Genomic DNA, 12817 nt, shown 5'->3' on the forward strand with positions numbered 1-12817 from the left:
AGGAGGACGATGGCGATGTCACCCGTGCGCGCGAACACTCGATCTCACCTGTTGCGGATGTGAAAGTTGTTGTTAGTGTGACATGTGTGAAACCGGCGGAAGGGGCCGCGTGAACGATAGGACTGCGTTGGATGCTGCGATGGCGGCCTCCGACGATTGTGGCTGCGCGCCGACCCCGGCCGAAAGTCGAAGCTTCTGGAAGAGCGAGGGAGTGTCACGTCGTGGCGCCCTCGGGCTCGGCGTGCTCGGAGTCGTCGCCCTCAGCGCGTTCGGCGTCGGCTCCGGCGTCACCGCCGCATATGCCGCGTCGTACCCGAGCTGGGACGACGTGCAGAAGGCGAAGAACAACGAGGCGGCCAAGGCCTCCGAGGTCTCGCGCATCGAGGGGCTCATCCAGTCTCTGACTCAGAAGGTCGCCGACACGCAGGCGGCCGCGAAGGTCGCCTCCGACGAGTTCTACGACGCGCAGCAGAAGTACTTCGCCGCTGCCACCGAGGCAGATGCCAAGCAGGCCAAGGCCGACGAGCAGGCGGCGGTCGCAGACGACTCCGCTCGCAAGGCGGGACAGGTCGCCGCACAGCTCTACCGCAACGGTGGTGACGACACCTCCCTGGAGCTGCTGTTCACCGGATCCGCCCAGAACGCCGACGAGCTGCTCGCGCGCCTCGGCACGATGGACAAGCTCTTCGAGTACAACCGCTCGGTCTACGACAACGCGGTCGCCGCACGCAACTCCGCGCAGTCCCTCAGCGACCAGGCCGTCGTCGCCCGCGACGAGCGCGACCGGCTGCAGAAGATCGCCGAGGAGAAGATGGTCGCGGCACAGAACGCCGCTGACGCCGCTCAGGCAGCGCTCGACGAGCAGTCCGCGAACCTCGCCACGATGCAGGCGCAGCTGGCAGCCCTCAAGGACACGACGACGAAGACGGTTGCCGGCTACAAGGCGGGCGTCATCGCCGAGGAGAAAAAGCGCAAGGAACGCGAGGCGGCAGAGGCAGCTGCGGCTGCCGCCGGTAACGGCGGCGGTGGCGGAGGAGGCGGCGGCGGTGGAGGCAGCCAGGGCAGCGGCGGCTGGCGCCGTCCACACGGCGGCGGCAAGAGCTCGGGCTATGGACCGCGTTCCGTGCAGTGCGGCTCGCAGGGCTGCTCGTCGAGCTTCCACTACGGCACCGACTTCGCCAACGGCTGTGGCGCGGCCATCTACGCCGCGCAGTCCGGCACGGTCGACTACGCGGGCGGCAACGGCGGCTACGGGAACTACATCCGCATCCAGCACGGCGGCGGCATCGGAACCGGCTACGCGCACATCCGCAACGGCGGCATCCTGGTGCGCTCCGGCCAGTGGGTGCGGTCGGGACAGGTCATCGCCTACGCGGGGAACACCGGCCGCTCGTTCGGCTGCCACCTGCACTTCGAGGTCTACGTGAACGGGAACGCCGTGAACCCGGTGCAGTTCCTCGCCCAGCGCGGCGTCTCCGCCTGAGCATCCGCGCCACCGCAGACGAGAAGACCCCCGGCCGCTCTGCGGAACCGGGGGTCTTCGTCTCGACAGGGTCAGCGACCCGACAGGTCAGTGGCCCTGCTCGCCGAAACGGACGATGGCCTCGTCGAGGATGCGCTGCGCTTCGGCGGCGTTCCCCCACTCGTCGACCTTGACCCACTTGTTGGGCTCGAGGTCCTTGTAGTGCTCGAAGAAGTGCGAGATCTCCTTCTTCGTGAACTCGGCGATGTCCTCGATGTCCTGGATGTGCGCCCAGCGCGGGTCCTTCGAGAGCACGGCGACGAGCTTGTCGTCTCCACCGGCTTCGTCGCTCATCTTCAGGACCGCGACGGGGCGGACCTCGACGACGACGCCCGGGTAGATGGCGTGGTCGAGCAGCACGAGCACGTCGAGCGGGTCGCCGTCTTCGCCCAGGGTGTTGTCGAAGTAGCCGTAGTCGGCCGGGTATCCGAAGGTCGTGTAGAGCACGCGGTCGAGGTGCACTCGCCCGGTCTCGTGGTCGACCTCGTACTTCACGCGGCTGCCGCGCGGGATCTCGATGACGGCGTCGTGTGCGCCCATGCGTGTGCTCCTCAGGAAAAGTTCGGTTGGATGCCGCGGACTAGCCTAGTCGCGGCTGCTGCACGCCTGCGGGCGATGACCGTTCACGTCCCGGTCGGGGAGGCCGGTGGGGTCGGTTCCGGCGTGCGCTTCCGGAGGAGACGATTCAGCAGGCGGCTCATCGGGTCGCTCAGCAGCAGCAGGAACAGCCCCGAGTATCCGTTCGGGGATGCCGCGACAGCGATCGTGAGCGCGGCCGAGAACAGCAGGATCGCCGCGACGTCGCCGATCACGCCGGCGCGGATCGTATCGGCCGCTGCGGTGGTGAGCTCGGGATGACGTGACAGGTACAGCCATCCGGCGAGCGTCGTGACCTGGGTCATGATGAGCGTGCCGATGTAGACCACAGCCTGCAGCGGATCCGAATCCATCTGGCCGATCATGGCCGTGGGCACCGGCAGCCACACGATGGTCGCCATCCACGCGACGTTGATCCACAGCAGCGGACCGGTGACGAACTCGACGTCGCGATACTGCCGATGGTGCCCCATCCAGAACGTCGCGATGAGGAGGAAGCTCAGACCGAAGCTCAGCAGCTGCCCGGAGTGCTCGGAGAGGAACTCGGCCGTTCCGATGTCGCCCGACGCGGCGTCGGACACCGACTCCATGAGCGGCAGGATGAGCAGCGTCATCGCGATCGCCACGACGGCGTCGACGAATGCCTTGAAACGCTCGCTCCGGAACGGTCGTGTGCCCGTGTGATGTGCCACGGCGCCAGACTAGACCGCGCCGCATCCGCAGGCCATGGGCGCGCGCAGAACCCGACGCGTGTCCTACCGTGGAGGGGTGCCGTCGCTCTCACCTGTCATCGCCGAGATCCGCCTCGCCGTGCGCACCGCGCTCGCCGAGGTCCCCGAAGGATCCACCGTCATCGTGGGCCTCTCCGGAGGGGCGGACTCGCTCGCGCTGACCGCGGCCACCGTCTTCGAGGCGAGGAGTCGTGGCATCCAGGTGCGGAGTCTGACCGTCGACCACGGACTGCAGGAAGGGTCGTCGCTCATCGCGAGCACCGCGGCGGTCGCGGCGGAGGGCGTCGGCGTCGACGATGCGTTGCAGACCCGCGTCGAGGTCGACCGGTCATCCGGTTCGGGGGTCGAGGCCGCCGCGCGCGACGCCCGATACATCGCACTCGCCGGCATCGCGCGTGCGGAAGGAGCAGCGGCCGTGCTGCTCGGCCACACCCTGGACGACCAGGCGGAGACCGTGCTCCTGGGCCTGGCCCGGGGCTCCGGCGCGACCAGCCTGCAGGGTATGGCGCCGATCCGCGAGGACGAGGACGGACTCCGGTGGATCCGCCCGCTGCTCGGGGTGCGTCGCGAGACGACCCGGGCGTTCTGCGCGGCATCCGCTCTCGAGTTCTGGGACGACCCCCACAATCTCGAGACGCGTTTCGCCCGCGTGCGTGCGCGCGAGACCGTGCTGCCGGTGCTGGAAGCCGAGCTCGGCCCCGGTATCGCCGAGGCCCTCGCACGCACGGCCGAGCAGCTGCGGGAGGACGCGGAGGCGTTCGACGAGATGATCCACGAGACGATCGAGGACATCGTCGAGCACGCCGAAGCCGGCATCTCGGTCAGCGTGGCAGCGCTCGCCGCGAACCCGGCAGCGCTGCGGAACCGCATCATCCGTCTCGTGGTCGACAGCGAGTTCGGCGTGAGTCTCACCCGCGCGCAGACCCTGGAGGTGGCGCGTCTCGTGACGGACTGGTCCGGTCAGGGGCCGATCGACCTGCCGGGATGCTCCGCCGTGCGCCGAGGCGGACAGGTCGTGTTCGCCGCGCGCGGCTGACCCCGGGCCGCGCGTGACGGGGCCGAAGACGACTTCTGCGGCCCCTCGTGTGCGAGGAGACCGCAGAAGTTCAGAATGGCCGCCGTCGTGGCGACGCAGAGCGTGGTGCCTACTTCTTGCCGCCCAGGAGGCCGCCGAGCAGTCCGCCGAGGTCGATGCCTCCGCCGGAGCTGCTGTTGCCGCCTCCGCCGAGCAGCCCGCCGAGCACGTCGCCGATGCCGCCGCCGCTGGAGCCGCTGTTGCCGCCTCCGCCCAGCAGACCGCCGATGAGGTCGCCGATCCCGCCCGAGCCCTCGGCTCCGGCATCCGCCTTCTCCGCCTTGCCCTTGTTGGCGTTCGCGATCAGGCCCATGACGATGGGCGCGAGGATCGGGAGAAGCTTGCCGAAGTCGATACCGGCGGTCGCCTTCGACTCGGTGAGCTGCTGGGTGACCTCCTTCTGGTTCGCTCCGAGGATGTGGCTGACGATCTTGCCGCCATCGGCCTCATCGATGTCGTCGACGGTGGCGACGCGCGTGGTCCCCTCGTGCTTCTTCAGGGCCGCCTGGATCGCGGAGGAACCCTCGTCGGTCTCTGCGTTCTTGGCCAGTCCGCCCAGCAGCACGGCTCCGCCCTGTTCGACCGCGGCCTTGGCGACGTCGGGGGAGACGCCGAGCTTCGCGGCGATGTCGTCGATCGGCACCTGCGTGAGGATGTCGTCAAGGGCCATGGTGAATCCTTCCGTCTGTGGGCGTGAGCCCGTCTCACCGCTCACAGTAGTGCGGATGCCACGGGTGTGGGGGAGCGGATACGGGGGATCCCTCGAGCCGGGGACGGAGCATCCGATCATGTCGCCTAAAATCGATCCATGCGCGCCGCGGAGATCCAGGATGACCTTGCACAGATCCTCGTCACAGAGGAGGAGATCCTCGCCAAGCTCGATGAACTGGCGACGCAGGTCGCCGCGGACTACGCCGGGAAGGACCTGATCCTCGTCGGCGTGCTCAAGGGCGCGGTCATGGTGATGGCCGACTTCGCTCGCGCGCTCCCCTTCCATGCGCCGATGGACTGGATGGCCGTGTCGAGCTACGGTGCCAGCACCAAGTCGAGCGGCGTGGTGCAGATCCGCAAGGACCTCGACACCGACCTCAACGGCAAGCACGTGCTGATCGTCGAGGACATCATCGATTCCGGCCTCACGCTCAGCTGGCTGCTGGAGAACTTCGAGTCGCGGGGCGCCGAGTCGATCGAGGTGCTCGCCCTGCTGCGCAAGCCCGAGGCCGCGAAGGTCGTGATCGACTGCCGGTACGTCGGCTTCGACATCCCCACGGACTTCGTCGTCGGGTACGGCCTCGACTACGACGAGCGCTACCGCAACCTGCGCGACGTGGCGGTGCTCGCACCGCACGTCTACAGCTGACGCGTCGACATGCTCAGCGACCGGTGGGTCCCTGAGCTCGCCGACGGGTACGCCGTGGGCGAATCACAGCAAGCGGCAAACAAGGGCGCGATACGCTGATCCGATCATGGATGTGAAGAAGATCACCAGGAACCCCCTGATCTACGTGGCGCTGATCGGTCTGCTGCTGTTCGGCGGCTTCCTGCTGATCTCGAACCTCGGTGCGCCCAAGCAGATCACCACGCAAGAGGGTCTGAAACTGCTCGCCGGCACCACGGTCACCGAGGTCGTCACCACCGACGGCGACCAGCGCGTCGACATGACGTTGTCGAAGGCGTTCGAAGGCTCCGAGAACGTGCAGTTCTACTACGTCGATGCCCGGGCCGACGAGGTCGTCACGGCGATCAACGACGCCGATCCCAAGGACGGCTTCAACGACGCGGTCCCGCGCGCCACCTGGTTCGACGGCTTCATCTCCCTGCTCCTCCCGCTCGTGCTGCTCGGTCTGCTGTTCTGGTGGCTGCTGTCGTCGATGCAGGGTGGCGGCGGCAAGGTCATGCAGTTCGGCAAGTCGAAGGCGAAGCTCGTCAACAAGGAGACGCCCACCGTCACCTTCGCCGACGTGGCCGGCGCCGACGAGGCCATCGAGGAGCTCCATGAGATCAAGGAGTTCCTGCAGGATCCCGCGAAGTTCCAGGCGATCGGCGCCCGCATCCCGAAGGGCGTGCTGCTGTACGGCCCTCCCGGAACCGGTAAGACCCTTCTGGCCCGCGCCGTCGCCGGCGAGGCCGGGGCCCCGTTCTACTCGATCTCCGGATCGGACTTCGTCGAGATGTTCGTCGGTGTCGGTGCCTCGCGTGTGCGCGACCTGTTCAACGTGGCCAAGGAGAACGCACCCGCGATCATCTTCATCGACGAGATCGATGCCGTCGGTCGTCACCGTGGAGCCGGCATGGGCGGCGGAAACGACGAGCGCGAGCAGACCCTGAACCAGATGCTCGTCGAGATGGACGGCTTCGACCCGAACGCGAACGTCATCGTGATCGCGGCGACGAACCGTCCCGACATCCTCGACCCCGCACTGCTGCGCCCCGGACGTTTCGACCGTCAGATCGGCGTCGACGCCCCGGACCTCAAGGGGCGCCAGCGCATCCTCGAGGTGCACAGCAAGGGCAAGCCGCTCGCGAAGAGCGTCGACCTCGAGGTCGTCGCCCGCAAGACTCCCGGATTCACGGGTGCGGATCTGGCGAACGTGCTGAACGAGGCCGCGCTGCTGACCGCGCGTTCGAACGCGCAGCTGGTCGACAACCGTGCGCTGGACGAGGCCATCGACCGCGTCATCGCGGGCCCGCAGCGTCGCACGCGCGTGATGAAGGACAAGGAGAAGCTCATCACCGCGTACCACGAGGGCGGACACGCTCTGGCGGCGGCGGCGATGAACTACACCGACCCCGTGACCAAGATCACGATCCTGCCGCGCGGCAAGGCGCTCGGGTACACGATGGTGCTGCCGCTGGACGACAAGTACTCCATCACCCGCAACGAGCTGCAGGACCAGCTGACGTACGCCATGGGCGGCCGCGTCGCGGAGGAGATCATCTTCCACGACCCCACCACCGGCGCCTCGAACGACATCGAGAAGGCGACGTCGATCGCTCGCAAGATGGTGATCGAGTACGGCATGACCACGCAGGTCGGTCCGGTCAAGCTCGGAACCGAAGGCGGCGACATGTTCGTCGCCCGCGACATGGGTCGTGGCCGCGAATACTCCGAGAAGGTCGCCGAGCGCGTCGATGCCGAGGTGCGCGCGCTCATCGAGCAGGCTCACAACGAGGCCTACACGGTGATCAGCGAGAACCGTGACATCCTCGACCGCCTCGCTCTGGCGCTGCTGGAGGAGGAGACTCTCGACCACAACCAGATCGCGGAGATCTTCACCGAGATCAAGAAGCTCCCCGAGCGTCCGCTGTGGCTGTCGAGCGAGGCGCGTCCTGTCTCGGAGCGTCCTCCGATCGAGGTGCCGAAGAAGGATGTCTCTCTCGCTGCTTCCGTCGAGGCGCCGGCTGCGGCCGCGCGCACGCAGACGGGATCGGCGGGTGCCGGTCAGGCGCGACCAGCGACGGCGTGACCGTGGCCGTCGACAGAGGTCGCGTCGAACGGCTCACCCGCGAACTGCTGGAGGCGATCGGTGAAGACCCCGATCGTCCCGGGCTGAAGCAGACGCCGTCGCGCATGGCGGAGCTCTACTCGGAGTTCTTCTCCGGCGTCGGAGAGGATGCCGCGGAGCCGCTCGCGCGCACGATCAGCGTGACGCGGGGTCCCGCTCCTGACACGCTGCCCTCCGGGGCGGTGCTGCTGCGTGACATCCGGTTCCGCTCGGTGTGCGAGCACCACCTGCTTCCGTTCGCCGGCCGCGCGCACCTCGCCTATCTTCCGGGTGAACAGGTCGTCGGCCTGGGGGCGCTCGTCCGCGTCGTCGAGATCCTCGCCTCGCGGCCGCAGGTGCAGGAGCGGCTCGGCGAGCAGATCGCCGACACCATCGCGGAGCACCTCGACACCCGGGGGGTCCTGGTCGTGCTGGATGCCAGCCACGGATGTGTCACGATGCGCGGCGGACGCCAGCCCGAAGCTTCCACCCTCACCATCGCGGCCCGAGGCGATTACACCGATCCGATCGCGCGCGCCGAGCTCATCGCCCTGATCGGAGCCTCGACGGCAGCTGCCGCGCACGCGAGGCAGCCCGAATGACCGGGATCTGGGGCATCGTCAACGTCACCCCGGACTCCTTCAGCGACGGCGGGCGGTACTTCGACGTCGGTCGCGCGGTCGCACAGGGGCTGCAGCTGCGCGCCGACGGTGCCACCGTGCTCGACATCGGCGGGGAGTCGACGCGTCCCGGTGCGGAACGCGTCGGCGCGGCCGTCGAGCAGCAGCGCGTGCTCCCCGTGATCGAGCAGCTCGTCGCGGCCGGTGCGCCGGTCAGCATCGACACGATCAACGCTTCGACCGCCGCCGCGGCAGTGCGGGCGGGAGCGAGGATCGTGAACGACGTGTCGGGCGGGCTCGCCGATCCCGACATGCGCGTCGCCGTCGCCGAGTCGGGCGCCGACTACGCGATCGGGCATTGGCGCGGTTTCTCCGATGACATGTACGCGCAGGCGGAGTACCGCCGCGCGGCCAGGGAGGTCGCGGGGGAGCTGCAGGAGCGCATCGGCGAGGCCGCGGCGTCCGGAATCGCGCCGTCACGGCTCATCGTCGATCCGGGCATCGGCTTCGCGAAGGCGGGCGAGCAGAACTGGGATGTGCTGCGCGGGCTCGACGAGATCGTCGCGCTCGGACCGCGCGTGCTGATCGGCACCTCGCGCAAGCGCTTCCTCGCGGAGACCCTGCGTCAGTCGGCGGGCGATGCATCCGCTGACGCCGCGGTGTCGGAGGCGCGACGCGACCTCGCGACGGCGGTCACCAGTGCGCTGGCTGCTCGCGCCGGCGTCTGGGCCGTGCGGGTGCACGATGTCGCCGCCACTCGCGACGCCCTCGCGATCACGCACGCCTGGGACGGTCGCTGAGGCGATCGGGCTCGTCCCGGGTCGTGAACGGGAGCGGCGGTCGGGGGTCCGCCGTACGCTAGGGGCATGGACTCCCTCGACCAGATCGCACTGACCGGCCTCACCGTGTTCGGCCGACACGGTGTCTACGACCACGAGCGCGAGAACGGGCAGGAGTTCACGATCGACCTGCAGCTGTCGTTGTCGCTGGAGCAGGCCGCCGCGACGGATGACGTGAGCGACACCGTGCACTACGGAGAGCTGGCCGAGAAGGTGGCAGCCGTCGTCGCCGGGGAGCCGGTGAACCTGATCGAGACGCTCGCCTCGCGGATCGCCGATGTCGCGCTGGACGACCAGAGGGTGCAGTTCGTGACGGTCACCGTGCACAAGCCGCACGCCCCCATCCCCCTCACCTTCGCCGATGTCGCGGTCTCCGTGCACCGAGGGCGCAAGCCCGCCGGCCTGGAGGACATCACCGCATGAGCCGCAACCTGACCATCCCGCCGAACATCCCGCCCTCCCGCGAGGGCCGCCCCGAGACGGTCGCCGTCGTCGCCCTCGGCGCCAACCTCGGCGACCGGGAGGCGACCATCCGAGGAGCGGCCGAGCGCATCGCCCGACTTCCGCTGGTCACCGACGTGCGCCTGTCGGCGCTCTTCGAGACCGTCGCCATGCGCCTCGACGGACCCGACCCGGATGCGCCCGGCTACGTGAACGCGGTCGCCCTCGTCACCACGCGTCTCGCGCCCGAGATCCTGCTGGGGATGCTGCACGCCATCGAAGACGAGAACGGTCGGGAGCGCCATCAGCGGTGGGGCGACCGGACGCTCGACCTCGACCTGATCACCTACGGCGACGTGGTCTCCGACGATCCCCGGGTCCAGCTCCCGCATCCTCGCGCGGCCGAGCGACTCTTCGTGCTGGAGCCCTGGCTGGATCTCGACCCCGACGCCCGGTTGCGGGGGCGCGGGCGGGTGGCGGACCTCGCCGAGGAGCTGCGGGCCCGAGGCGACGGATGAAACGCACATCGGCGGGCCTTCTCGTCGTGCTCGCACTGTTCGCGGCCGGGGGCGGCTATCTGCTCGATCAGCTGCTCACCGCGGGCGGCCGGGCGACGTTCACCCCTTCTCTCCTGCTGCCGGTGCTCCTGCTGCTGATCGCGGCCGCGGCGCTGGGGGTCTCCTGGCCGGTGCGGCGCAGCGTGCGCTCCGGCATCCGCATCGATCCGTTCCGAGCGCTGCGCGCGGCGACGCTCGCTCGGGCGTCCAGCCTGGTCGGCGCACTGATGGCAGGTTTCGGTGCCGGACTCCTGGTGTTCCTGCTGTCCCGCCCCATCGATCCCCCGGTAGGGTCGACTGTGGCCATGCTGGCCCTGATCGGGAGCGCGATCGTGCTCGTGATCGCCGCGCTCGTCGCCGAACAGTTCTGCACCCTGCCGAAGGATCCTGATGACTCAGAACCCAGAGAACTCTCCCCTGAACCCGGCAGAGGGCACTGACCTCGCCGCCCTCGATCAGGGGACGTACACGCAGCTGCGCACGGCTCGCAACGAGGCCCGGCTGGAGCTCGACGGCACCTGGCACCAGATCTCGCCGCGCTACGTCGTGTCGCAGATCGTGCAGAACGCCATCTTCCTGTTGATCGTCGTGATCGCCGCGGTGGTGCTCAACGTCGTGCTCTCGCAGGACTGGGTCTGGATCCCCGCCGGGGTCGTGATCCTGATCACCCTCATCACTCTCATCATCCTTCCCCGCCAGGCCAAGGCCATCGGGTACATGCTCCGCGCCGACGACATCGTCTTCCGCAAGGGCATCCTGTGGCAGCGGATGATCGCCGTGCCGTACGGCCGCATGCAGCTCGTCGACATCACCCAGGGGCCGCTCGACCGCGCCTTCGGCATCACGCAGCTCAAGATGGTGACGGCGGCAGCGACCACGGGCGTGCAGATCCCCGGCCTCACCCAGCGCGCGTCCGAAGCGCTGCGCGACACCCTGATCGAAGTGGCCGAGACCCGTCGGACCGGCCTGTGAGCGAGCAGTTCCCGGCGCCGCCTGCTCCGTCCGCCGCAGCCGGAGCCCCCGCCGCCGATTCCCTGACGCTCGCCGACGGCGAGTGGCACCGGATGCACCCGCTCACCCCGCTCTTCAAGGGTGGTCTGGTGCTGATCATCGTCGCCGGTATCGTGATCGCGAACATGCGCGACCGCGTCATCGCGTGGGTCGTCGACATCTTCGAGCCCGATGCGCACTACGGCGACTACACCGGCGGCGACCCCGTCGACTGGGTCCTCGACAACAATCTGATCCTGATCGCGCTCCTCAGCGTGCTCGGGCTGCTCGTCGTCCTGATCCTGGTCTTCTGGTTCATCTGGCGCTTCCAACAGTTCCGGATCACCGGCGACCATGTCGAGGTGCGCAAGGGCATCATCTTCCGGTCTCACCGACGCGCCCCGCTCGACCGCGTGCAGGGTGTCAACCTGACCCGCCCGTTCCCCGCCCGCATCATCGGACTCGCCAAGCTCGAGGTCGTGGGCGCCGGCAACGACGCGAACGTCGAGCTCGAGTACCTGGCGACAGGACGGGCGGAGTCCGTGCGCGCGGACATCCTCCGCCTCGCCTCGGGCGCCCGCGCCGCTCGGCAGAACGCGGTGGATGCCGCAGGCGGCGTTCCGGCCGCGCCCGGTGCCCCCGCGACCGCACGTGCCCAGCTGGTCGGATCGATGAACGACGGCGTCACCGGGATGATCACGGGGGTCGACCTCGCGGATGTCGCTCCGGAGAGCGTCGTCAAGATCCCCACCGGTCGCCTGGTCGGCTCGCAGCTGATCTCGGGTGTGCTCTGGATCGTGTTCTTCGGGGTCATCTTCGCCGTCGCGATCGGCGGAATCTCCATCGGCGCCCTGATCGACGGAGAGGCTGCGAGCGGATTCATCGGACTGGGGCTGGTGCTCGGCATGGGCATCCCGTTCGTGATCGCCGTCGTGGGTATCACCTGGGCGCAGATCTCGAAGTCGTTGAGGTACTCGATCGCGCCGACGCCGGACGGCGTGCGGATCACCTACGGCCTGCTGACGACGGTCACCGAGACGCTTCCGCCGGGGCGCATCTTCGCCGTCGAGGTCTCGCAGTCGCTGCTGTGGCGGCCGTTCGGCTGGTGGACGATCAAGATCAACCGGATGAGCGGCAAGAGCGCGTCGCAGCAACAGTCGGGCAGCGCCCAGCAGTTCAATGTGGTGCTCCCCGTCGGCAAGCGTCCCGATGTCGAGCGGGTGCTGGGTTTGATCCTCCCCGACGTGCCCGCGAGCGACATCCCTCTCATCTGGGAGCACGGCGTGCTCGGCCCGATCGAGGGAGATCCGTATCGCACCATCCCGAAGCGCGCGTGGTGGCGTCGCCCGGTGTCGTGGAAGCGCCACGGCTTCGCGGTCACGGACTTCGGTCTGCTGCTGCGCCGCGGTGTCGTGTGGCGCAAGCTCGCGGTGTTCCCGCTCGCGCGTCTGCAGGGCGTCTCGCTCTCGCAGGGCCCGATCGATCGCGCGCAGCGCGTCTCCGGCGCGCAGGTGCACACGGCACCCGGGCCCATCACCGGACTGCTCTCGGGCCTCGAGCGGGACGACGCGCTCTCGCTGCTGGATGACGTGAGCCGCGCTGCCGCTGCCGCGGCCGCGCGTGACACCACGCATCGCTGGAGCGAGCATGCGAGTGCCGTCGCGGATGGCGTGGTGCCGGTCGCCCCTCCGGCTCCTCCGGTGCTGAGCGGGCAGAGTCTGCCGCCGGCGCCGCCCGCAGCGCCGTACGTCGGAACCCCGGCTCCGCCTGCGCCGCCCCTGCCTCCCGTCGCGGCTCCTGCTCCGCCGGTGCAGCCTCCTGCTCCGCCGGTGCAGCCTCCTGCTCCGCCTGTCGCGCCGCCCGTGCCGCCGGTGGCGCCGCCCACTCCGCCGGTGGCGCCGCCTGCTCCGCCGGCCGCGCCGCCTGTGCCGCCGGTCGTGCCTCCGACGAGGGACTGAGC

The 12817-nt window shown here is 69.1% G+C and carries 14 protein-coding genes; 11 read left to right on the forward strand and 3 right to left on the reverse strand.

The window, feature by feature from the left end; all coding sequences use genetic code 11:
• Nucleotides 1-109: 109 nt before the first annotated feature.
• On the forward strand, nt 110-1483 hold the full coding sequence (locus tag FB560_RS19480) for a M23 family metallopeptidase (RefSeq protein WP_229673016.1): 1374 nt from the start codon (nt 110-112) through the stop codon (nt 1481-1483).
• A gap of 87 nt (nt 1484-1570) precedes the next feature.
• Here FB560_RS19480 and FB560_RS19485 read toward each other — a convergent pair whose 3' ends face one another.
• Nucleotides 1571-2062: an inorganic diphosphatase gene (locus tag FB560_RS19485; RefSeq protein WP_141874358.1), complete on the reverse strand. Its 492-nt coding sequence runs from the start codon at nt 2060-2062 to the stop codon at nt 1571-1573.
• Nucleotides 2063-2145: 83 nt separating this feature from the next.
• Nucleotides 2146-2811, reverse strand: coding sequence for a TMEM175 family protein (locus FB560_RS19490; protein WP_229673017.1), 666 nt, complete (start codon nt 2809-2811; stop codon nt 2146-2148).
• A gap of 76 nt (nt 2812-2887) precedes the next feature.
• Here FB560_RS19490 and tilS point away from each other — a divergent pair, with 76 nt between their 5' ends.
• Nucleotides 2888-3886 (forward strand): tRNA lysidine(34) synthetase TilS, encoded by a 999-nt coding sequence (gene tilS / locus FB560_RS19495; RefSeq protein ID WP_141874359.1) that lies wholly within the window; start codon nt 2888-2890, stop codon nt 3884-3886.
• Nucleotides 3887-3995: 109 nt separating this feature from the next.
• On the opposite strand, the gene FB560_RS19500 is transcribed toward tilS, so the two are convergent.
• On the reverse strand, nt 3996-4595 hold the full coding sequence (locus tag FB560_RS19500; protein WP_141874360.1) for a DUF937 domain-containing protein: 600 nt from the start codon (nt 4593-4595) through the stop codon (nt 3996-3998).
• Nucleotides 4596-4733: 138 nt separating this feature from the next.
• On the opposite strand from FB560_RS19500, the gene hpt reads away from it, so the two are divergent.
• The 9 genes from hpt (at nt 4734) to FB560_RS19545 (ending at nt 12815) form a co-directional block, all read left to right on the forward strand.
• A complete protein-coding gene (gene hpt / locus FB560_RS19505) occupies nt 4734-5285 on the forward strand; it encodes a hypoxanthine phosphoribosyltransferase (RefSeq protein WP_141874361.1) in 552 nt (183 codons plus the stop codon).
• Between the two features lie 106 nt (nt 5286-5391).
• On the forward strand, nt 5392-7392 hold the full coding sequence (gene ftsH, locus FB560_RS19510) for an ATP-dependent zinc metalloprotease FtsH (protein ID WP_141874362.1): 2001 nt from the start codon (nt 5392-5394) through the stop codon (nt 7390-7392).
• Between the two features lie 2 nt (nt 7393-7394).
• Nucleotides 7395-8012, forward strand: a complete 618-nt coding sequence (gene folE / locus FB560_RS19515) for a GTP cyclohydrolase I (protein WP_141874363.1) — start codon at nt 7395-7397, stop codon at nt 8010-8012.
• Nucleotides 8009-8830, forward strand: a complete 822-nt coding sequence (gene folP, locus FB560_RS19520; RefSeq protein WP_141874364.1) for a dihydropteroate synthase — start codon at nt 8009-8011, stop codon at nt 8828-8830. The genes folE and folP overlap by 4 nt, the downstream gene beginning before the upstream one ends.
• A gap of 66 nt (nt 8831-8896) precedes the next feature.
• Complete coding sequence (folB, locus tag FB560_RS19525) at nt 8897-9292, forward strand: dihydroneopterin aldolase (RefSeq protein ID WP_141874365.1); 396 nt, start codon at nt 8897-8899, stop codon at nt 9290-9292.
• Nucleotides 9289-9828 carry a 2-amino-4-hydroxy-6-hydroxymethyldihydropteridine diphosphokinase gene (folK, locus tag FB560_RS19530; protein ID WP_141874366.1) on the forward strand — a complete coding sequence of 180 codons (540 nt, stop codon included), beginning with the start codon at nt 9289-9291 and terminating at the stop codon, nt 9826-9828. The genes folB and folK overlap by 4 nt, the downstream gene beginning before the upstream one ends.
• The gene (locus FB560_RS19535) at nt 9825-10307 is read left to right on the forward strand and encodes a DUF3180 domain-containing protein (protein ID WP_141874367.1); all 483 of its coding nucleotides are present in this window, start codon (nt 9825-9827) and stop codon (nt 10305-10307) included. Before folK ends, FB560_RS19535 begins: the two co-directional genes overlap by 4 nt.
• Complete coding sequence (locus FB560_RS19540) at nt 10258-10839, forward strand: PH domain-containing protein (RefSeq protein WP_141874368.1); 582 nt, start codon at nt 10258-10260, stop codon at nt 10837-10839. The genes FB560_RS19535 and FB560_RS19540 overlap by 50 nt, the downstream gene beginning before the upstream one ends.
• On the forward strand, nt 10836-12815 hold the full coding sequence (locus FB560_RS19545; RefSeq protein WP_141874369.1) for a PH domain-containing protein: 1980 nt from the start codon (nt 10836-10838) through the stop codon (nt 12813-12815). Before FB560_RS19540 ends, FB560_RS19545 begins: the two co-directional genes overlap by 4 nt.
• Nucleotides 12816-12817 lie beyond the last annotated feature (2 nt).

Source organism: Microbacterium saperdae, from assembly GCF_006716345.1.
Lineage (GTDB): Bacteria > Actinomycetota > Actinomycetes > Actinomycetales > Microbacteriaceae > Microbacterium > Microbacterium saperdae.